General features: G+C 43.1%; 18 protein-coding genes. 9 read left to right on the top strand and 9 right to left on the bottom strand.

Going from position 1 to position 22,597, the window contains the following annotated elements:
- Positions 1-87: 87 nt before the first annotated feature.
- Positions 88-942, bottom strand: a complete 855-nt coding sequence (yghU, locus tag ACS8FB_RS04825; RefSeq protein WP_439261327.1) for a glutathione-dependent disulfide-bond oxidoreductase — start codon at positions 940-942, stop codon at positions 88-90.
- A 287-nt stretch (positions 943-1,229) separates the two neighbouring features.
- Between yghU and ACS8FB_RS04820 the strand changes: the two genes are divergently transcribed.
- The gene (locus ACS8FB_RS04820) at positions 1,230-2,606 is read left to right on the top strand and encodes a DHA2 family efflux MFS transporter permease subunit (protein WP_439261326.1); all 1,377 of its coding nucleotides are present in this window, start codon (positions 1,230-1,232) and stop codon (positions 2,604-2,606) included.
- Between the two features lie 181 nt (positions 2,607-2,787).
- Here ACS8FB_RS04820 and bfr (ACS8FB_RS04815) read toward each other — a convergent pair whose 3' ends face one another.
- From bfr (ACS8FB_RS04815) to ACS8FB_RS04805, 3 genes are all read right to left on the bottom strand, one after another.
- A complete protein-coding gene (bfr, locus tag ACS8FB_RS04815) occupies positions 2,788-3,270 on the bottom strand; it encodes a bacterioferritin (RefSeq protein ID WP_439261325.1) in 483 nt (160 codons plus the stop codon).
- A 65-nt stretch (positions 3,271-3,335) separates the two neighbouring features.
- Positions 3,336-3,824, bottom strand: a complete 489-nt coding sequence (gene bfr, locus ACS8FB_RS04810) for a bacterioferritin (protein WP_439261324.1) — start codon at positions 3,822-3,824, stop codon at positions 3,336-3,338.
- A 437-nt stretch (positions 3,825-4,261) separates the two neighbouring features.
- Positions 4,262-4,453, bottom strand: coding sequence for a (2Fe-2S)-binding protein (locus ACS8FB_RS04805; protein ID WP_299220789.1), 192 nt, complete (start codon positions 4,451-4,453; stop codon positions 4,262-4,264).
- 623 nt (positions 4,454-5,076) lie between these two features.
- Between ACS8FB_RS04805 and ACS8FB_RS04800 the strand changes: the two genes are divergently transcribed.
- Positions 5,077-5,388 (top strand): ArsR/SmtB family transcription factor, encoded by a 312-nt coding sequence (locus tag ACS8FB_RS04800; protein WP_299220792.1) that lies wholly within the window; start codon positions 5,077-5,079, stop codon positions 5,386-5,388.
- Positions 5,389-5,490: 102 nt separating this feature from the next.
- Here ACS8FB_RS04800 and ACS8FB_RS04795 read toward each other — a convergent pair whose 3' ends face one another.
- From ACS8FB_RS04795 to ACS8FB_RS04780, 4 genes are all read right to left on the bottom strand, one after another.
- A complete protein-coding gene (locus ACS8FB_RS04795) occupies positions 5,491-6,213 on the bottom strand; it encodes a sulfate/molybdate ABC transporter ATP-binding protein (RefSeq protein WP_439261323.1) in 723 nt (240 codons plus the stop codon).
- Positions 6,214-6,314: 101 nt separating this feature from the next.
- Positions 6,315-7,265 (bottom strand): sulfate ABC transporter permease subunit CysW, encoded by a 951-nt coding sequence (cysW, locus tag ACS8FB_RS04790; protein ID WP_439261322.1) that lies wholly within the window; start codon positions 7,263-7,265, stop codon positions 6,315-6,317.
- 1 nt (position 7,266) lies between these two features.
- Complete coding sequence (gene cysT / locus ACS8FB_RS04785) at positions 7,267-8,151, bottom strand: sulfate ABC transporter permease subunit CysT (protein WP_439261321.1); 885 nt, start codon at positions 8,149-8,151, stop codon at positions 7,267-7,269.
- A 263-nt stretch (positions 8,152-8,414) separates the two neighbouring features.
- The gene (locus ACS8FB_RS04780) at positions 8,415-9,518 is read right to left on the bottom strand and encodes a sulfate ABC transporter substrate-binding protein (RefSeq protein ID WP_439261320.1); all 1,104 of its coding nucleotides are present in this window, start codon (positions 9,516-9,518) and stop codon (positions 8,415-8,417) included.
- Between the two features lie 293 nt (positions 9,519-9,811).
- Between ACS8FB_RS04780 and ACS8FB_RS04775 the strand changes: the two genes are divergently transcribed.
- Complete coding sequence (locus tag ACS8FB_RS04775) at positions 9,812-10,339, top strand: hypothetical protein (RefSeq protein WP_439261319.1); 528 nt, start codon at positions 9,812-9,814, stop codon at positions 10,337-10,339.
- 109 nt (positions 10,340-10,448) lie between these two features.
- Here the strand turns inward: ACS8FB_RS04775 and sat are convergent, their stop codons facing one another.
- A complete protein-coding gene (sat, locus tag ACS8FB_RS04770; protein ID WP_439261318.1) occupies positions 10,449-11,702 on the bottom strand; it encodes a sulfate adenylyltransferase in 1,254 nt (417 codons plus the stop codon).
- A 250-nt stretch (positions 11,703-11,952) separates the two neighbouring features.
- Here sat and ACS8FB_RS04765 point away from each other — a divergent pair, with 250 nt between their 5' ends.
- The 6 genes from ACS8FB_RS04765 (at position 11,953) to ACS8FB_RS04740 (ending at position 22,596) form a co-directional block, all read left to right on the top strand.
- Positions 11,953-13,644: a nitrite/sulfite reductase gene (locus ACS8FB_RS04765; RefSeq protein WP_439261317.1), complete on the top strand. Its 1,692-nt coding sequence runs from the start codon at positions 11,953-11,955 to the stop codon at positions 13,642-13,644.
- A complete protein-coding gene (locus tag ACS8FB_RS04760; protein WP_439261316.1) occupies positions 13,637-14,239 on the top strand; it encodes a DUF934 domain-containing protein in 603 nt (200 codons plus the stop codon). The genes ACS8FB_RS04765 and ACS8FB_RS04760 overlap by 8 nt, the downstream gene beginning before the upstream one ends.
- A 72-nt stretch (positions 14,240-14,311) precedes the next feature.
- On the top strand, positions 14,312-14,950 hold the full coding sequence (locus ACS8FB_RS04755; RefSeq protein WP_439261315.1) for a phosphoadenosine phosphosulfate reductase domain-containing protein: 639 nt from the start codon (positions 14,312-14,314) through the stop codon (positions 14,948-14,950).
- 243 nt (positions 14,951-15,193) lie between these two features.
- A complete protein-coding gene (gene cobA / locus ACS8FB_RS04750; protein ID WP_439261314.1) occupies positions 15,194-16,900 on the top strand; it encodes a uroporphyrinogen-III C-methyltransferase in 1,707 nt (568 codons plus the stop codon).
- A gap of 147 nt (positions 16,901-17,047) precedes the next feature.
- On the top strand, positions 17,048-18,610 hold the full coding sequence (locus ACS8FB_RS04745; protein WP_439261313.1) for an exonuclease SbcCD subunit D C-terminal domain-containing protein: 1,563 nt from the start codon (positions 17,048-17,050) through the stop codon (positions 18,608-18,610).
- Between the two features lie 83 nt (positions 18,611-18,693).
- Positions 18,694-22,596, top strand: a complete 3,903-nt coding sequence (locus tag ACS8FB_RS04740) for an AAA family ATPase (RefSeq protein ID WP_439261312.1) — start codon at positions 18,694-18,696, stop codon at positions 22,594-22,596.
- The last annotated feature ends 1 nt before the right edge of the window (position 22,597 follow it).

The following is a 22,597-nucleotide window of genomic DNA, read 5'->3' as shown; positions in this document are numbered from 1 at the left end:
TACCTGAAACACAAATTATCTCTAAAAATAACTAATGTAAAAACAGTTATCAAATGAAATTGGGTTGAATTGACAATAATGAGTTATTTAAACGACGGCTTTTAATGACAGATCAACCGCTTTTTTTACTGCTGGACGTTCAGCGATATTTTGTGCCCAGCGTTTGACATGCTTATACTCATTCACTTGTAAGAACTCAGCGGCATCATAGAGCTTGCCAAGCACCAACTGTCCATACCATGCCCAAATAATCATATCAGCAATATTGTAATCGGCATCGTCATTACCGCCCATGTATTTGTGGTCCTTTAAGTGTTTGTCTAATACGTCAAGCTGACGTTTAACCTCCATCGTATAGCGATTGATCGGATACTCTAATGGCTTTGGTGCATAGGCATAAAAATGTCCAAAACCGCCACCTAAGAAAGGCGCACTGCCCATCTGCCACATGACCCAAGACAAGCAGTCTGCACGCGCTTTACCTAAGGATAAAGGAATAAATTTGCCAAACTTTTCGGCCAGATACATTAAAATAGCCCCAGACTCAAAGATGGCCACAGGCTCGCCAGCTTCACGATTAGAATGATCGACTAAAGCTGGTATTTTTGAATTGGGGTTAATGTCCACGAAGCCTGAGCCAAACTGCATACCCTCAGAGATGTCAATTTTATAGGCATCGTACTGAGCGCCTTTGACGCCCAGCTCAGCCAGCTCTTCTAAAAGGATATTTACCTTGACACCATTTGGGGTGTTAAGTGAATATAGCTGCAGGGGTGCATCGCCTACAGGTAATGCTTGCTCGTAACGCGCGCCTGCGGTTGGACGATTGATATTAGCAAACTTGCCACCGTTGTCTTTGTCTTGTACCCAAACCTTGGGCGGTGTGTAAGCCGCGTTCTGCTCGTCAGTACTGTTGTTAGAATGGTTGTTATCCTGACTCATAATATATCCTTAATTTGCATTTATTAATTTACGTTATCGGTGTTTTATCAGCTCATGTGTTTTGTCTATTTTTTACGTAAGCATCAAGCCAAGGTTCACTATAGCGAGAAATTAACGGTATATTAAAGTCCTCTCTTGTAATCAATCTAGCGCTTCAAACATGACCTTTTATAAAATACTACCTTGATTTACTATTATTGTGAGCCGCTCTTTCTTATACTACTCAGCTTGCACCGCTTAACAGGCCGTTTTGCTTGTCTTAAAATCAAAAATCCAATGAGAGTGACATGGTAACGCTAACCCCAACGCAAGAAAAATACCTGCCCTATGTGTTAGCGGTAGCGCTGTTTATGCAAATCCTAGATGCTACTATCCTAAACACCTCGCTACCGCAAATGGCTCAAGCACTAGGCGAGTCGCCACTTAAAATGCAATGGGCGGTCATTAGTTACGCGTTAACATTAGCGATTTTTATACCTATTAGTGGTTTTTTGGCTGACAAATACGGCACACGTCGCATCTTTTTGACTGCCATTGTCATATTTTCTATTGGCTCGGTACTGTGCGCTGCATCCCCAACGTTGGACTTTTTGATAGGTTCGCGGGTGATTCAAGGAATTGGCGGCGCCATGATGACGCCGGTTGCACGCTTAATACTGGTCAAGTCTTATCCACGTAATAAACTACTGACCGTCATGAATTTTGCGGTGATACCAGCATTGGTTGCGCCACTCGTGGGACCAGTGCTGGGTGGCTATATTGTTCAGTATGCCAGCTGGCATTGGATATTTTTGATTAATATTCCGATGGGTATTTTAGGGTTTGTCATGGGTAAAAAGCTGGTGCCCGCTTTGTTTGAAGACACCAAACGCCTTGATTGGTTAGGCTTTGGGCTGTTTGCAGCAGCAGCTTGCGGCTTCACTCTTGCTGTAGAATTTGGCTCGCAAGTTGGACGCGGTATATATGGCCTCTTATTGGCTGTAGCAGCAAGCGTATTACTAGGCGCTTATGTGGCACATGCTAAACGCCGCGCAGCACCCCTGTTTCCGCTTACTCTATTTGATATTCGCACCTTTCGCATCGGTATTACAGGCAATTTATTTACCCGTTTGGGCATCAGTGCTGTGCCGTTCTTACTGCCGTTATTGTTACAAGTGGTATTTGAGTACTCGCCATCACAAGCAGGTTGGTTACTCGCCCCTATTGCTATCGGAGCCATCGGTATTAAACCTTGGGTCAGTAAAATTATCCAGCGGTTTAGCTACCGTAAGGTTTTGGTATTAAATACTTTATTAATCGGCCTATTAATTATCGTGTTAGCACAGTTCGATAACCCTGATAATTGGCTATGGTTCATACCTCTTCTCATCATGATGGGTGCGTGTAATTCCATGCAATTTAGTGCGATGAACACCATTACTATCGGCGACCTAGAAGGCGCACAGACCAGTAGTGGTAATAGCCTAATGGCCGTCAATCAGCAGCTAGCAATTAGCTTTGGTATTGCTTTTGGGGCAGCGGTGCTCAACCTGCTGCGTGAGCGCTTTGAGCTTGATACCTTGGCAGCGTTTCAAACGACGTATTGGGTACTTGGCGTGTTAACCATTCTCTCGGGATTATACTTTTTACGACTCAAGCCTGAAGATGGTCGCGGTTTATACTAACAATCGTAATGTCTGGCTCTCTCAAACCCATCGATGTTATGGGTGCTGTAAACGGCATACTTTAAAATCATAAACATAAGACATAAAAATGCCAGCCTGTTCTTAGATATATATCTAAAGACAGGCTGGCAAAAATAGTTTATTCATAATAAAACTAACACAGTGTTAGACGCTAAGCATCCTATAGCGCGTCATTATCATGCATTTGCGATTGGATATAGCGCTCGACCCCAATACTCTGTATCAGATCTTCTTGAGTCTCCAACCAATCGTCATATTCTTCATTACCATCTTTTAGAGTGACTAACAGCTGGCGCGATACATAGTCACGATGCGTTTCACACAAGGTAACCGCATCAGTGATAATAGTAAACTTTTGCCTTTCTAAACGCAGATTACACTCGATCATCTCAGGTACATCTTCTGCAAGAAACATCTTGCCATAATCTTGCAAGTTTGGCAGGCCGCCCAGTAATAAGATACGCGCAATCAGATCGTCCGACCATTTCATCTCAGCAATAGATTGCTTATAAAAATTCTCATTTAATGCCTCAAGCCCCCAGTGGCGGGCAATACGTGCATGCAAAAAGTACTGGTTAATGGCAATCAACGACTGTCCGAGCACTTTATTTAAGGCGCGAATGACCTCTTTATCCCCTTTCATATTCTTTCTCCCTAACCTCTTAATACTGACTCTAAATATTGTGATTCATTACATCTATAATGAAGTTAAACAATATCAGGAGATACCTCTGCCATTTGGCTTTGTAGATAATTAGGCAGACCGACCATATCAATAAGGCGTAGCTGCTGCTCTAACCAATGTGCATGATCTTCTTCAGTATCTTTGAGCTGCTCAACCAACATCTCACGGGTCACATAATCCTGCTCTTCTTCACACAGCGCAATACCGTCTTTTAGATGCTGCTGCACCTCATACTCTAAATCAAGATCATATTGCAGCATCTCAGGAACAGTGCTACCGATTTTAATCTCATTAACGGTCATTTTTGGCGTACCGCTGAGCATCAAAATACGGCGAATAATGGCCTGCGCATGCAAAGTTTCATCTTCCATTTCATGATGGATACGGTCATATAGCTTACCGTAATGCCACTCAGCATACATCTCTGAATGAATAAAATACTGGTCACGGGCTGCAAGCTCACCGCCCAGTAAGAAATTTAAATAATCAATGACTTTTTGGCTGCCTATCATAACGTGTACTCCTATTCCTATACTCATTCGATTTTTTATTTATTCTAAGATGGTTCTGTTAATACAAAAAAATGTATTTATCAGTCGTTTATTGACCTTCAACTATATCCAATATATGGCTAAAGTATCTAACAGCGTTAGTAAAATATACTAGCACAAAGGCAGGATAAGGGGTGTAACGTTATGAACTAGGAATAAGATGTCAGTTGAGAATAATAACTAACACCATTGTAAAAGTGACTGTAAAGAAGCAGATGACGCTTAAGCATGATTTGGAATTGTTGATAAAAAGGGGAAAATAGTAGGTAGTAGAAAGTTACTACATACGCCTTACCAAGTGTTCATTTTTGGAAACCAATGTGTTTTATAACTTATTTATGTCAATTAACCGTCTTTAATCAAACACTTGCTTTTCATTGGCATAACAATTGCATCATTTAAACCGCATAAGCCAATATATCGAGTTTGGCATGATGCTCGTTTAAATAGTCATTCACCATGGGTTCACAGCATCCACAACAAGTAGCAACATCAAGAGAGTCTTTTAAACCCTCAAGGGTATCGACTCCTGAAGCGATAGCCGCTTGAATTTGCTTCTCTTTTACATCGTTACAGATACATACATACATAGTTTGCTCCTATCACTATAGCTAGTTAGTATTGTTTATAATAACGATAATTATTACCATTTACAATGACTGTTTTGACAACAATTTTCAATAACGATTTATTTGGTGTGCCTAATTGGTAGGCGTTGGTAATGCTACAAAAACATAAAAAATAAGTTTACTGATATCAAAATATAGAAAAATATATTTATATATCCGTAAATATTAATATATTGCCGATGAACGGTGTTAAAATACAGACGAGTGGGCATATAAAATATATTTTTACGTATATAAATATATATTTTATGTTATTATTGTTTTCAGTTGCTTAAATGTTTTTTATTGTTCGTTTAGCTTATCATTTATGTATACTTATGTATAAACCGAATGTTCAATTTTGGACTATAGCTGAAGTGATATTGGTTAGCTGACGTTAAATCGACTTTGTTTACAAGACCAATATAATTATGCTTCAAATCTTTTACTAAATGAATGCGTTTTAATGACTCGATTGATTAGATAGTAAGTTATCGGATACTACTGGGTAATGGATTATCTATTTTATTAACTACTCAACTTCTCTCTTATTAAGATGAATAAAATTCATAAGTAAGTGTGACAATCTATTTGGAATATACTCTATGTCTGACAATAATTTTGCTATGCAGCCTCTTGAATTATTTAAAGTACTATCTGATCCAACTCGTTTGAAGTTGTTCCAGATTTTATTTAATAAAGAGTCACGCTGTGTATGCGAACTGGTAGATCTGCTTGATCAACCGCAGCCTACAGTTTCTCGTCACCTAAACCACCTAAAAAAGCTAGGCATTCTTAGTTGCTCACGCGAAGGTACATGGATGTGGTATGAAGTGGCTGATGATTTACCAGAGTGGTGTCAAGAAATATTAGAAATTACTTATAACACGCTACAAAGCCAGCCAGAAGCCAGTTAGTAGTCAGCTTTGCTATATGCATCTTTTACGAATAAAAAAAGACCTACATTATTTAGGTCTTTTTTTATATTTTGTTAAAACGTTTGTTATGGCAAATATAAATTATGCTAAGTCTAAAAAATCACTAACAAAAGCATTGGTTGGATGATGAATCAACTCTTCTGAGGTACCTACCTGCTCTACACGGCCATGATTCATGACCACAATCTCATCGGATACTGCACGCGCTTCTTCTTGATCGTGCGTTACCATGATACTGGTGATGCCAAGCTCGTGGTGAATATCTTTTAACCAAGTACGTAGCTCTTTACGTACTTTAGCATCAAGCGCACCAAATGGCTCATCAAGCAGTAATAACTTTGGCTTAACCGCTAAAGCGCGTGCCAATGCAATCCGCTGACGCTGACCACCAGATAGCTGATGTGGGTAAGCATTCGCTAATTGCGGTAACTGAACCAAGTCTAATAGCTCAGCCACACGCTTATTGATATCGGTCTTACTAGGACGTTCATTCTTTGGTAATAGCGTCAGTCCAAAAGCGATGTTATCCGCGATATTTTTATGCCGAAATAGCGCATAATGCTGAAACATAAAGCCAATACGGCGTTTTTGTACTGGCGTATTGGTCACATCAAGCTCATCGAAAAGTATCTGTCCAGAATCTGCATACTCAAGACCAGCAATAATACGTAGCAAGGTGGTTTTACCGCAGCCTGAAGGTCCAAGCAAAGTGATTAATTTACCAGTAGGAACGGTAATATTAATGTCATCTAAGGCAGTAAAGTTACCAAATTTTTTATTTACGTTACGAATTTCGATGCTCATAATGGTACCTTTATTTATATTTTGCTTATCGTGGCAAATTGTTTGAGGGCGGCAGTATTAGTTGTATTCAAGTCGGACATCGCCATTTTAGGCCCTATCACCTATACATTTCCTGAGCTATTGACAGCCTGTGACGTCGTAGCATCGGTGGCATTAGCGCTCACTGGTAGCTCAGGCGCAGCCGCTAGTCGTTCGGATTTGGCAAACTTGCGCTCTTGTAGCTTGGTCATCACTTGTTGTATGAGCAACGTCACTAAGGCAAGTGCGGCAAGCAAGCTTGATAACGCAAAAGCGGCGGTAAAGTTATAGTCGTTATAAGCAATCTCAACCAGTAGTGGCATGGTGTTGGTTTCGCCGCGAATATGGCCTGACACCACACTGACAGCGCCAAACTCACCCATCGCCCGCGCGTTGGTCAAAATCAACCCATAAAGCAAGGCCCATTTGATATTTGGCAAGGTGACATGCCAAAAAGTCTGCCAACCACTCGCGCCTAAAGTAAGCGCGGCCTGCTCTTCACTATCGCCTTGCGTCTGCATGAGCGGTATCAGCTCACGCGCGACAAATGGAAAGGTGACAAATAATGTCGCCAATACAATTCCTGGTACAGCATAAATTACCTGAAAACCCATACTCTCAAGCCAGCCGCCCACAGTAGAGTTCAGACCAAATAACAACACAAACATCAAACCGGCGACGACTGGCGATACCGAAAACGGCAAATCAAGTAAGGTGGTGACCAACTGTTTGCCTTTGAATTGATAACGCGTGACCAGCCACGCAATCGCAATACCCATCACCATATTGATCGGTAACACGATACCCGCGGTAATCAATGTCAGCTTGATAGCTTGCAAGGCTTCTGGATCAACGAGCGAGGCGATATATAACTGCCAGCCATTTTTAAAAGCTTCGTAAAACACCGCCAGTAGTGGTATGACCAACATAACAATCATAAATAAAACAGCAATAGCAATAAAGGTGCGCCGTATCCAAGGCGTGTCTTTGGTTGCAGGATTGCTCTGATAATCATAGCTATTAGATATTTGCATGTTAGCGAGCTCCCACACGGCGCGACAGTTTCCACTGAGCAATATTGATGGTTAATAAAATCACAAATGAGATCAGTAGCATAAATAATGCAACGGCTGATGCACCTTGAATATCAAACTGCTCAAGCTTACTGATAATGATGAGTGGTAAAATCTCAGACTGCATGGGAATATTACCTGCAATAAAAATCACTGAACCATACTCGCCGGTCGCACGCGCAAACATCATGCCAGCACCCATCAGCAGTGCTGGTAGTAGCTCTGGTAAAATAACCTTACGAAAGGTCGTTAAACGATTGGCACCCAATACCGCAGCAGCTTCTTCAAATTCAACGGACAACTCTGCTAATACTGGCTGTACCGCACGGACAATAAACGGAAAACTTACCACCACTAAAGCCAGCCAGATGCCTAATGGCGTAAAAGCTACCTGAATATCGAACTTAGCAAACCACTGACCAATCAGACCATTAGGTGCATAAAGCGTAGCAAGAGAGATACCAGTGACCGCAGTCGGTAGCGCAAAGGGCAAATCAACCAAGGCGTTAATCATTGACTTACCCCAAAACTCATAACGCACCAGCACCCACGCAACCAGCGTACCGAATACCATATTGGTTAGCATGGCCAAAAACGACATCCATAAGCTCAGCTTAATAGCAGCCGTCACTTGTGGTTGAGTGATGGTCTCCCAAAACCCAGTCCAGCCCATCTGTGTCGTGGTATAAGCCATCATTGCAAACGGTAGGACGACCAATAACGATAAGCTAAAGACCGTGATACCCATACTCAGACCAAACCCTGGCAACACATTGCGTTGACGCAACCGGGTCAACCAGCCTTTTTTGTGAAGGGGTTTATTGGCAGAAGATGTTTTTGCTTTCATAGTGATGTCCTATAGCCTAACGTCAGCACTGAGTTTAGAGCTTGATTTGATATGTAATTAGGTACTTGTTAGGTACTTGGCGGTAATGCCTAGGGTACAGACCATGTTATGTCAGATATACTATTGGATTGGTCTGCTTACGGTACAAAGGACATAGCGCAGGTGGCCATGTCCTTTATATGATTGGACGTTACTCGTCAAATGGCCTTATGAAAAGCCAGCGTACTTTTTAAACAGCGTTCTATTACATTCGTACCAGCTATTTATTGCGGGGCATTAATAGCTAATTGATCGAATACACCGCCATCGGTAAAGTAAGTACCCATAATCTCATCCCAAGTGCCAAAAGCATCATTTGGGCGGAAAGTTTCAACTGGCGGTAGTTTGTCACCATTTTTATCAAGGATACTTTTCACACTTGGGCGTAAGTACAGGTCAGCAGCCAACTGCTGCGCAGGTTCACTCCATAGGTAGTCAAGATAAGCTTTTGCCGCATCAGTTGTGCCTTTTTTATCCGTTACCGACTTAACAATAGCCACAGGGCTTTCTGATTTGATAGAGTATTTAGGATAAACGATATCTACTTGCCCTGCGCCAAAATCAGTCGCTGCAAGATTGGCTTCGTTTTCAAAGGTGACCAATACATCGCCAATACCGCGCTGAACAAAGGTCGTCGTTGCGGCGCGGCCACCATTTTCATAGACCTTGACATTTTTGAGCATGTCTTTTACATAGTTTTTGGCAGGCGCTTCTTCATTATTGAAGGCGTGTAGGCCATAACCGTAAGCCCCTAAAAACGCATAACGACCATTACCCGTGACTTTTGGGTTGGCCATGACAATCTCAATGCCATCTTTGGTCAAGTCTTCCCAATCGCTGATGCCTTTTGGATTGTCTTTACGCACTAGAAATACGATGGTACTGGTAAAAGGGACGGCGTTATCAGGGAACTGAGATTCCCAATCTGACTCAACCAAGCCTTTTTTCTCAAGCAGCTCAATATCTGAGCCTTGGTTCATGGTGGCGACATCTGCTTGCAAACCGTTAGCCACAGACAATGCTTGCTTACTTGAGCCGCCGTGTGACTGTTTAATTAAGATATTACTGTCTGGGTGCTCGCTTTTATAGTGTTCTACAAATAACGGGTTGTAGTCTTTGTAAAAATCGCGTGCCACATCGTAAGAGACGTTTAGCAGCTCAATATCTTGCCCCTCTGTAGTCGCTGCGGTACCATCAGCATTAGCAGTGGTTTCTGCCTGCTCACTATTGCTACAGCCAGCGATTCCAAGTGTAAGGGCAACGCCTGCGATACTTAAGACGCTAAGCGCTTTACTTTTATGTTGATAGCCTGCTGCGTAAGATGTCATAAATGCCTCAAAAAAGTTTGTTATGTAATGCAAGTATGCTAACAGTGCTGGCTTATTATGTTTAATGACTAATATGCGTATGTTATTGCCAAAATGGAATAATATACACATATAGCCAATTAATGAGCCACTTCCTGATTCTACTCTCTGGCAGGTAAGTTTACGTAACGTTTATCCTATAAGGCGATAAGAGAGTTCTGTCCTAGACTGTGGCATACTCTAATCATTTAGCGGATAGTCATGGCTTGCCATTATTCTACCTACCATTCATTAGCGTCAAAGGAGGCTCTTTTATGATTAAATACCAAAGCCATCGCTCATTATTTTCTGTTGCAGCACTATTTTTTGCTGCCACTGCCCTCACTACCGTAACGGGCTGTAGCTACAATAATGATTTAGTCGTTGATAGTACGGCTAATAGTACTGCCTCTATCCAGACGCCTGCTATAAAAATGGTCGTTGGTGATTATGCTTCTTTAGGTTATGACAAACGGGCGCAAGGTGACGACTGGGTGGGTGTCGTGGTAAGAGCAGATGACGTAGATGACGGCGACCAGATTAATATCCAAGTACGCGCTCGTAGCGATATAAAAAAACCGACCTGCCATTTTGATGGAAAAGCTACCTTGATGGGTCAAGATGAAGCGCATGGTGTTATTTTTCAGACTACTGTTGATGACAGTACAGCCTTTTTCCAATTCAAAGATGGCAAGCTAACTATTGATAGTCAAGATAAGTATGTACTGAATCAATTCTGTTCTGGTGGCGGTACGCTAGTTGGCGACTATCAGAAGCTTTCAAGTGATTTAGAACTAACCTAAACGCTTTATGTTTGAACTGCTAACCTTTAATGACGAATAAAAAAAGGTGCCAAAATATAAATCTGGCACCTTTTTTATGAGTGGCTTTTTATCAAAAATAAATTGCGATCTATACCGCGGATGCCCCAGTCAATTTGACCTCAGCACGGTCATCGATAGCGATACCTGCATAATAATTGCGTAAAATCTCTAGTACTTCTGGACGACTAAAGTTCTCTGGGACATCGAGATCCTCTGATAGCGCTTTACGTAGCTTGGTGCCTGATACTTTCACATGCTCAGATGCTTCATGCGGACACGTCTTATCAGAGGCCATGGCATTACAAGCATTACACCAAAACGTCCAGCCAATCTTGAGCGGCTGAGTAATGAGATCGTCTTTACCGACATATTCAAAGATAGTCTGCGCATCAAATGCGCCATAATAATCACCGACACCAGCATGGTCACGACCAACGATCAGATGGCTACAACCGTAGTTTTGACGGAATACGGCATGCAATAGCGCCTCACGTGGCCCAGCATAACGCATATCAAGCGGATAACCTGCCTGAATGACAGTATCTTTTCTAAAGTAATTATCAATCAAAGTTTTGATAGCTTCTTGGCGCACGTCGGCTGGGATATCACCTGGCTTTAGTGCCCCTAGCAATGAATGAATCAAGACCCCATCACAAATCTCAATAGCAATTTTGGCAAGGTATTCGTGCGAGCGGTGCATTGGATTACGCGTTTGGAAGGCGGCAACTGTTTTCCAGCCTTTGGCGTCCAGTATTTCCCGTGTCTCAGCAGGAGTTTTATAAATCTCTGGATATAGGGTTGGGAACTCGCCTTCGCTTAGGACTTCGACACTACCCGCGATATTTACTTCACCTTGGTTTAGTACTTGCTGTACGCCCGGATGTTCGCTATCAGTGGTGGTAAAGACTTGCTGACACTCATGTTCTTTATCGATGGTATAAGTCTCTTCTACCGTCAGTATGCCCATAATCTCATTATCTTGGGCGACCAATGCAACTTTATCACCTTGGTTTAGACTATCGGCGGTCGCTTTCGGTGCTGACAACGTAATAGGAATCGGCCAAAACAAGCCAGCATTGTCACCACTTTTCAGACGCATATCATCGACCACACCTTGCCAATCCGCTTGGTTCATAAAACCATTCAATGGGGTGAAACCGCCAATACCGAGCATAATCAAATCGCCACGCTCACGTGAGCTCAGAGTAATCGTCGGTAAGGTGCTGGCAAGTTGCAACGCTTGCTTGCGAGCATCACCTGTTAATAGTAACGGCTTAAGATCGCTGCTACCGTGTGGTGGTACAAGCTTTGATGATTGTTGATTAGCAGTAGTAGATGTCATTTTTTAAAACCTTTATAGGTAGTGATGAAACAAGTCGTAATAAATTTGATAAGCATAGGCTACCTAACTTTCTTTATGAAAATTTATGCTGACTTTGGATATACATATGTCTTAAAGGAATTTATGTTTATAGACGCAAGCTTATATGATGTGAATCTGAATTGTTTACCTTGCGACTGGCAATAAGATTGAGTACACACGCAAATCATTTTCGTCGCTGCTTTTATGTTTAAAAAATTGAGATTACGTCATGTATCAATATAACTACGCTGACCAGACCTTGGTAGAGGAACGAGTCGCCCAATTTCGCGACCAAACCGAGCGGTTTTTGGCAGGCGAGCTGCCAGAAGAGCAATTTTTGCCACTGCGTTTGCAGAACGGCCTCTACATCCAACGTTATGCGCCGATGTTGCGTATTGCCATTCCTTACGGGTTACTTGCCAGCTATCAGTTGCGTAAATTGGCTGAGATTACCCGTAAATATGACAAAGGCTACGGACACTTCACTACCCGTACCAATATTCAGCTGAATTGGCCAAAGCTAGAAGATGTGCCAGATATTTTGGCGGAGCTAGCCTCGGTACAGATGCACTCAATTCAAACCTCTGGTAACTGTATTCGTAATACCACCACCGACCCTTATGCTGGTATTCATCAAAATGAGATTGCCGATCCGCGTCCTTATTGCGAAATCATTCGCCAGTGGTCGACCTTTCATCCTGAGTTTGCTTTTTTACCGCGTAAATTTAAGATTGCTGTTATCGGTACCGATGAGGACCGCGCAGCGACGCAAGTACACGATGTTGGTCTGCACTTAAAGAAAAATGAGGATGGCGAGCTTGGCTTTGAAGTCCTAGTTGGCGGCGGTCTTGGACGTATTCCTGTGCTCGGCAAAGTTATCAATAAATTTTTGCCCCGTCAGCATCTATTGAGTTATTTAGACGCCATATTGCGTGTCTATAATCTGCATGGTCGCCGTGATAAAGGTAGCAAGTACAAATCACGGATCAAGATTTTGGTCGACACACTGGGCGGACCTGCGTTTGCTAAATTGGTCGATGCCGAATGGGAAGCGCATACCAAAGACGGGCCGCTGACGTTGACGGATGCAAACTTTGAGACGGCTACCAGCTTTTTTAGTGAGCCCGATTATGTGACCTTTGATGCGCTACAAGCACAGTCTGATTTGCAGCAGCAATTAAGCGCTGATAAAGACTTTGCCAATTGGTATAACCAAAACACCGTCGCACATAAGGTCGCTGGTTACCGCGCAGTCGTTATTTCTCTCAAAGCAGGCTTGGTCGATGGCAAGTATGTGCCCTCAGGTGATGTCAGCGAATCGCAAATGGATGCGCTTGCTGATCTTTCTGACAAGTATAGCTTTGGCGAACTGCGCGGCACTTATCAGCAGAATTTAGTATTCGCTGATGTGCAAACCAACAACCTCTATGAATTGTGGCAGCAGCTCTCAGATTTGCATTTAGCACGTGCCAATATCAACACTTTAACTGACATGATTGTCTGCCCTGGTTGGGATTATTGCTCACTTGCCAATGCCACTACGCATAATATTGCTGAGCAAATCGAGAAGCAGTTTAGCGATTTAGATTATCTATACGATCTTGGCGATATCCGCCTCAATATGTCGGGCTGTATCAATGCCTGTGCACACCACCATACTGGCGATATCGGTATCTTGGGTGTCGATAAAAAAGGTGAAAACTGGTATCAAATTAGCCTTGGCGGCAACTCAAGTAACGATGCCAAGCTTGGCAAAATACTCGGCCGCTCCGTACCTACCGAAGCGGTTGCTGATACCATTCAACAGATTGTTGATGTCTATGTCGATCTGCGTGCCACCACCGAGAATGACGTTGAAAGCTTTGGCGAATTGGTTGAGCGTGTCGGTATTGATCCATTTAAGGAGAAGGTCTATGGCTAATCACCACATTTTGGATAGTCACGGCGTCGATATCAGCCATAAAGATAGCTGGCATGCGTTAACCACGGATACGTTACCAGATGGTATCGCCTCGATAGACCTAACTCTACTTGAACTGCTACATAAGCAAGAAAAACCTGACGTCCTAGTACCACTCGCTGATTTATTGGACGGTTCAGGGGCGCTGGCAAGTGGTTTGGTCAAAGAGGTGTATGAGCTGATAGTCCAGCATAGCAGCCGTATTGGATTATGGGTGACCGCTGACACGGATGCGAATGCATTGAAAGAGCTAAGTGAGCTGCTAATAAAGAAGGCGCTCATCGTCATTCATGTTCCTAAATTCGCTGATGGACGCAACTTTAGCTTCGCTCAAACGCTACGTCAAATGGGCTATCAAGGTGAGATTCGTGTCGCGGGCGCGTTCGGCCGTGATCAAATTGCGTATCTATTACGCGTAGGTGTTGACAGCTTTGTGCTCAGTGAGCATGACATGCAACCAGACTCTAAATTTAGTATTGACCAAGCGTTTACTGCCCTTGCTAGCAGTTATGACGGTCGCAACGCCGCCGACTTACCGATGTTTGCGGGCGCTTAGTTTTTGTTAATCATCATTTATTAAATTTTTTCTAAACCCTTTGTTTAATCAATCCCATTTAAGGAACGTATTATGAGCCAGTTACACCCAAATTTAGACATCAACCAAGCTAACCAAGATCTGCAAGGCAAATCACCCGAAGAAATCGTGGCGTGGGCACTGACACAAGCTAAAAACCCAATTATCACTACTAATTTCCGTCCGTATGAGTCTGCCATATTGCATTTGGTCGCAAAACAGCGTCCCGATATTACTGTATTGTGGGTGGACTCAGGCTACAACACGGACGCGACCTATCAGTTTGCTAATAAACTAATTCGTGATCTTGATTTAAATGTCATCACTTATATTCCTAAACAAACCGCTGCCCATCGCAATGTCACCATGAACGGCATCCCAGGGATTGACGACCCGCAGCATGATAATTTTACAGATCAAGTAAAGCTTGAGCCATTCCGCCGCGCACTTGATGAGCTAAAGCCAGACGTTTGGTTCAATGCTATTCGCAAGGATCAAACCGAATTCCGTCAAGGTCTTGATGTTCTTAGCTTATCAAAAGATGGCGTGTTAAAAGTCGCGCCTTTATTTGAAAAAACCGATAGCGATTTAGATGTGTATTTAGATGAGCATAATCTGCCAAATGAGTTTGACTACTTTGACCCAACCAAGGTAGAAGAGCATCGTGAGTGTGGTCTGCATACGCAGTTGTAATCAAGCGTTACCGTAACTCATCGTTTAAAAATCTCTGTTTAAAAGGCTCTTTTACACTTGTAAGAGAGCTTTTTTGTCGCAAGCGTTCTTAACATTATTCTCCCCTCTATTCCACATTCCATCAAAAATCACAACTAACATGACAAAAACGAATATGCTAATGCCAATTCACTACGTGAGCGTGTGCCTGTGATACTTCATAATGGTGGCATATCTTACATTGACTGAATAATTGGTGATGCTATGAACACCTTTCCATTGTTTTTTAAATTAGAAGACCGCAAAGTACTGATCGTTGGTGGTGGTGATGTCGCGCTGCGCAAAGCCGACTTACTCAGTCGTGCCGGCGCTGCTATCACTATCGTCGCGCCAGGTATTTGCAAAGAGCTACAAGCCTTACTTCACGATGATAAGCACACTCTTATTTTTGATAACTATCATAAAAGGTACATGACGGGTGCACGCGTTATCATCGCCGGCACTGATGTTGAAGCGCTCAATCATCAAGTACACGCGGATGCAACCGAGCTTAATATTCCGGTCAACGTGGTTGATACCCCGCATTTATGCGACTTTATTTTCCCCGCTATCGTCGATCGTAATCCTATCGTCATCGGTATATCCTCAAATGGCAAAGCGCCGGTGCTCGCGCGTTTACTTCGCGCACGGCTTGAAACCTTAATTCCGCAAGGTTATGGCAAATTAGCCAAGCTTGCCGGCGAGTTTCGTAGCGAGGTAAAAAGTAAAATCCCAACCCTGACAGGCCGTCGTCAGTTTTGGGAGCGTGCCTTTGAAGGTCAAGTTAGTCAGTTGATGTTTGCCGGTAATGAGCGTGAGGCTACTGCGCAATTACAAGCAGATTTAGACAGCACAGTAGCAGCGCTTAAAAACAGTGTTAATCATACTATTGATCCTAATACCCATAGTCCTGCTACAACGACTAGCCAGCATGCTGAGAGCTACAGTACAGAATCACTATCGGCAACTGCGCCTGTAGCAACAGACGAATTAACCGCTACTCAAAATGCTACTATTGTTGGTGAAGTCTATATCGTTGGTGCTGGCCCTGGTGATCCAGAGCTTTTGACTTTTAAGGCGCTGCGTCTCATGCAACAAGCGGATATTGTCTATTATGATGCGCTAGTATCACCGCAAGTATTGGATCTATGCCGCCGCGATGCCGATAAAGTATTTGTCGGTAAAAAGCGTAGCAACCATGCGGTAGCTCAGCTTGGTATCAATGAGCTGTTGGTCAATAGTGCAAAAGAAGGTCGACGCGTCGTTCGTCTAAAAGGTGGCGATCCCTTTATCTTTGGACGTGGCGGCGAAGAAATTGAAAGCTTACGTGCGCATGGTGTACCTTATCAAGTCGTACCCGGTATTACCGCTGCTAACGCTGCCGCCAGTTATGCTGGTATTCCGCTGACTCACCGTGACCACTCACAATCAGTACGTTTCGTCACTGGATTTTTGAAGGCTGGCGCACCCAATAGCAATTTTAAAAGCTTTTTAAATACTGATGAGACCGTTGTGTTTTATATGGGTTTGCATTCGCTGGCGCGTTTGACTGAAGGTTTAATTGACGCTGGGCGCAGTAGCGACACCTCGATAGCTATCGTCTCCAACGCCAGTATGCCCAATCAGCAAGTATTAACTGGTACGCTTGAGACTATTGTTGCTCAGCAAGAACAAGCACAACTACCAACCCCTGCCTTACTTATCATGGGTGACGTCGTCAGCTTACATCATGATTTGGCTTGGTATAAGCTACACAATCAGCAAAACAATCAAAATAGTGAACATACAGCTAGTAACTGGCTACGTGAAGGATCAGCTACTACGGACAAAGATTCAAAAAAACCTATAGACCAGCAAGCCCATGCGCTATCTATGGTGGCTAATTTGGCTGCACAGCAAGAAGAAGATTTGGAGCAGTTGGTGATTGGTTAGGTTTTATTATTAATTTCTAAAAAGCTAAGTCCTACCGATAATATATTGGCAGGACTTTTTTTATGCGCTTGCAACAGAGCAGAAGAGCAAACCGCAACAATTCTTGCTAGAATGACAGCTTTCTAATAAACATTCTTAAGCTCAACTATGTCTACACCTGCCGATACCAAGTTCATGCCTACTAAACCTTTAAACATCTTACACACCTCAGATTGGCATTTGGGGCGCAGGCTGTACGGCCGTATGCGTTATGACGAGTTTGAGGCCTTTCTTGACTGGTTATACAGCACCATTAGCGCGCAAAAAGTCGATGTATTAATTGTCGCAGGTGATATTTTTGACACTATGACGCCGAGTAACCGGGCGCAAGCGCTATATTATGAATTTTTAGGTAGGGTCTCAAAATCATGCTGCCAACATATCATCATTGTCGCGGGCAATCATGATTCCCCTACTTTTTTAGACGCTCCAAGCAATGTATTAAAATTCTTAAACGTCCATGTCATCGGCACCGCTTGCGAGGACTTAAACGATGAGGTCTTGGTATTAGATGACACAGACGGCGCGCCGCACTGCATCATCGCCGCTGTGCCTTATCTGCGTGATCGTGATGTCCGTAGCAGTAGCGCTGGTGAGTCGATGGATAGCAAAGACGCCAATGTAATCAACGGCATTCGCGCCCATTATGATAACGTCGCCAGTATTGCCAAAGCGAAGCAAACAGAATTAGCCGAAGCAAACCAGCGTTATATCCCGATCATTGCCACAGGCCATCTGTTTGCAGCTGGCGGCAAGACTACCGAAGACGACGGCGTGCGCGATCTTTATGTCGGTTCGCTTAGTAAGGTATCTGCTGATATGTTTGACGATGGCTTTGATTATGTCGCCCTTGGGCACCTGCACGTCCCGCAGCGGGTCGGCGGCCGTGAGACCATTCGCTATTCAGGCTCACCGATTGCCATGGGTTTTGGTGAAGCCAAGCAACAAAAACAAGTATTGCTGGTACAGTTTGGCGATGTGAAAAATGATTTTAGCGAGCAAAAATCGGCATCAAATACTACTGCTACAAGCAGTATGCCTCAGCTTACCGATACAGTGACTAAGATTGAAAAATCGGTAGAAAAAGCCGCTAAAAAAGTAGCCAGTCAGGCGACTGACTTTATGGACGATTTGTTTGGATTTGATGACTCAGTAGAAAGTGATGCAAAGGAAGAAAGCACGGTTGAAGAAGGTTTAACTCAAACAGGTGCTAAGTTAGCACATCAACAGCTGCATGATGATGAGTCACGTCAGATGCAAGTGGTTTCCCTACCCATTCCAAAGTTCCAAAAATTGGCGCAAATATCAGGCGACTTAGAGTTTATTAGTCAGGCTATTGATAAAATCATCCAAGCTCTTGATGCATCAGAATCTGTTTGGCTTGAAATTATTTATACGGGTGATGACGTGGTCAGTGAGTTGCGTGAGCATATTCAGGCGATGGTAGATGGTTTGCCGTGTGAAGTATTAAAAATTAAAAACACGCGTACCTATAATAAAGTGCTGAACCAACAGCAAATCTCTGAGACTCTCCAAGACTTAAATGAAGCAGAGGTATTTGAGCGTTGCCTGACCACTCACAATATCCCTGATGAACAAAAATCGTCCTTACGTAACGCGTATGATCAAATCGTTTATAACCTGCAGCATGAAGATACTCAGGCTGAATAATAGCAGCGCATTTTAGATGCTAGTCAAAAACTTCTGGTCACCACTCTCTTTATAACTACTCTATATAAAAATAAGACCTGCCCATGCGACTGATTGAACTACGACTTAAAAACCTCAACTCCCTAAAAGGTGAATGGCACATCGACTTTAGTGACCCCGCTTTTCTGAATGAAGGCATTTTTGCCATTACTGGGCAGACGGGCGCTGGCAAGACCACCATCTTGGATGCAATTTGCTTAGCGCTTTATAGTCAAACGCCAAGATTGGGCGATATTACCGGCTCGACGAACGAAATCATGACCCAAGGTACGGGTGAATGCTCAGCAGAAGTTATTATCGAGATTGATGCCAAACGTTATCAATGCTATTGGTACCAACATCGCGCTCACAAAAAAGCCAAAGGTAACTTATTACCGATTAGACATGAGATTAGTGAGGTCAAAACTGGCAAAATTTTAGAAGAGAAAAAATCCAAAACTTCCGCCTATATTCAAGACCTCATCGGCATGGATTTTAATCAATTTACCCGCTCAATTATGCTAGCACAGGGCAGTTTTGCCGCGTTTTTAAAGTCTGATATTGGCGATAGAGCGGCCATTTTAGAGAAAATAACCGGTACTGCCATCTATGCCAAAATATCGCTAAACGTCCATGAGAAACATCGTACTGAAAAAGAAGCGCTTGGCAAGCTACAAGCAGGCGTGGATAGCTTATCCTTGTTAAGCCCTGAGGATGAAAAGCGACTGGCAGCAGAGTTAGAGACTCTGAATGAGCAGCAAAGCAAGCAGCGCCAAACCTTCAAAACCCTAAGCGAGCAGCTACAATGGCTGGACAGCGTTCAGCAGCTACAGCAAAGTTTATCAACCTATCAGACCGAGTTTGTAGTGGCACAGCAGGCACAGACAGATTTTATTCCAGAAGCCGAGCGCCTAGATATTGCTAATAAAGCCTTGGAAATTGATAGCCACTTTCGAGAGCTAAGCTATAGCCGAGAGTTGGTCAATCGACTTAGCAGTGAACAACATCAGTTACTCAGTAAGATCCCATCTCAGCAGGCAGTGCTTACACAAGCTACGACTCATTTAAACGATATCACTACCATTGAAAAGCAAGCAACAGATAATCTGCAAACCACTCTGCCTATTATTACAAAGACACGTGAGTTGGATGCTGAGATAAAACAGCAATCCCATTCTTTGGTAGACGATAATCAACGTAAAGACGACTTAGTCAATAATACGCAGCGATTACGCCACGAAATAGCCAGCCACAGCCAAATAGAACAAGACACTAAGACTCAGCTTAGCAGTATAGAAAAGTATTTTAGCGATTTCCAAGAACTAAACGCTCTCGACACAGACGTGGCGACCTTTGATAGCAACTGTAGCCGGTTAAAAGCATTGTTAGAAGATAACGTCAGCTTAGCGGCGGATAAGTTTGCGCAGGACACTCAATCAAGCCAGCTACAAGCTCGTTTTGATAATTTATCTAAACAGCAAGACGCAAATCAGATAGCGATAACCAAGCAACGCGAGCAACTTACAAGCTTACAACAGCAGCAAGCGGCACTTATCGAAAAACAATCGCTTGCTAGTATGCGCCGTGAGCAAGAGCAAGTCGATCAGATAAGCGCTCAGATTGTACAAGCCAGCTTTAAGCTACAGCAGCTGTCTGAACTTACTCGTCAAATCGAAAAGACGAAGCTCTCGCTACCCACACTAAATAAGGAATTAACTTCCTTAGAAACACTCATTGCTGATCATAAGTCAGATATTGAAGTTACTAAGCTCAAAAAGCAAGAAAGACAAGAGCATCTAGATTTGTTGCAAAAGGTCGCCAAGCTTGAAGATTATATAGCAGAACTAGAAGATGGGACGCCCTGCCCACTCTGCGGTGCGCATGAACACCCTTATGGCGCACATCATCCACTACTAGACAATGACAATGCTAATCACAATCAGCCGTCTAAAACACAACAAGCTCGGCTACAAATAGCGGAACTAGAGACCATTATTGATAATCTTGAGCAGGCTTTATCAAAACACAATATCGAACATGCCACAAAAAAAGAGACACTGAATAACCAAGAGCAACAATTAGCGCCCCTACAGCAGCGATCTAAAACCTTACATGAGGATATCCAGTCTGACCTACATTTGCTATTTGAGACTAAGAACGATTACTCTGAAGCAATCGCAGCAATTATCGACCCTCTTACGCAGATAAACGATAACATTGATGCGACTACTGCGAACATAGAGCCTATCTTATCCTCATTAGACACCGCCAAACACCACCTGAATGAACATAAACAGTCTCTTAAAACCATAGTGGTCGAATATGAGCACTTAACTGAAAGTGCGACAAAACTCAGTACGGCTATTGAAGCTGATGAAAAAAAGCAACAAGCGGTCAGTCATGACATTAACAACCTGACAACTAACATCAAGCTTAACTCGCAAAAGATTGTTGGAATAGAAGATAAGCTTGCTGCTAACTTCTCGGAGCTAACGCCGGTTATGACTACTGTTTCATCGCTAACGCACAAGTATCCTGCAGATAAATATAAAGATTATTTAACGACGGCGCTCAATGCGGCAGACGTATCTCAAGCACTTAAGCAACTAGATGATAGTTTTGATAAGCAAACGGTAATAGATCGCGCAGACTATGACCGTCATATTGAAAAACTGCGTCAACAGCGCAGCGCTTTAAACCAGTTAAAACAACATTTTAATGAGCAAAAAAATAGCCAGCATCAGCTAACCAATACCTTAAGCAGTTTGACTGCGCAGATTGAAACCAAGCAAACACAGCTTGGTCATGATGAAATAGCGCTCAAAGAATTGCATAATTCAATTACTAATCAAATTAGAGTTATTGAACAATTACAGCAAGATAGAAAAGAGATTTTCGCCGATAAAAATACAGATACTGAAGAAGATCGGTTACGCAATATTGTCGATGAAGCGAAATCTAAGCAAGCGTCTGCACAAAGACAGTTAGATAAGGTAGAGCACGATTTAGAGCAGTTGGAGCGTAGCAAGCATCAGCTGACCACAGAGCTGCGGTCTGCGACTACCACCTTAAATACGCAGCAAAGCGCCTTTACAGAGTTACTTACAGAGTCACAGTTTGTGGATGAAGCGGCATTCGTTAGCGCTCGCTTGCCGAAAGAAGCGCGAGAAGCATTACATACACGTAAATTAGCACTTGATAATGCGCTACAGCAAGCGAAACTACAATTAGATAGTACCCAGCAAGCGTTAACGCTAAAACTTGCTACTGCTATGACCGAGGAAAGCCAAGAAACGCTTGCAAGCCAGCATAAGCAAATACAAACGGATATCGATGAGTTAAGTCAAAAAATCGGTGCAATTGACCAAAAGCTCAAAGATAACGATAATCAAAAAGGCCAACAAGCGGAACAGCTCGTTGCGATTGATGCGCAAAAACAGAAACTACAAATCTGGCAGCAGCTACACACGCTAATTGGCTCAGCTGATGGCAAAAAATATCGCACCTTTGCCCAAGGCTTAACGTTTGAGGTCATGATTAGTCATGCCAATACGCAATTGCAAAAGATGAGTGATCGTTATTTACTCATTCATGATGAGTGCAGTCCGCTTGAGCTTAATGTCATCGACAACTATCAAGGCGGTGATATTCGCAGTACCAAAAACCTTTCTGGCGGTGAATGCTTTATTATCAGTCTAGCATTGGCGCTTGGTCTTTCACAGATGGCCAGTCATAACATTCGCGTTGACTCGTTATTTTTGGATGAAGGCTTTGGTACGCTTGATGAAGACTCCTTAGATATTGCACTCGATACCTTAACCAGCTTACAGCAAGAAGGTAAATTGATCGGCATCATCTCTCACGTACAGGCGTTAAAAGATCGTATCTTAACCCAAATAAAAGTCGAAAAACTCTCTGGCGGCTTTAGTCAAATCAGTGGTCAAGGCTGTCAAAAGATAGTCATATAAA

The organism is Psychrobacter sp. 1U1, assembly GCF_051847535.1.
Lineage (GTDB): Bacteria > Pseudomonadota > Gammaproteobacteria > Pseudomonadales > Moraxellaceae > Psychrobacter > Psychrobacter saeujeotis.
The sequence above is the reverse complement of the archived record's forward strand: the minus strand, read 5'-3'. Positions and strand labels throughout refer to the sequence as shown.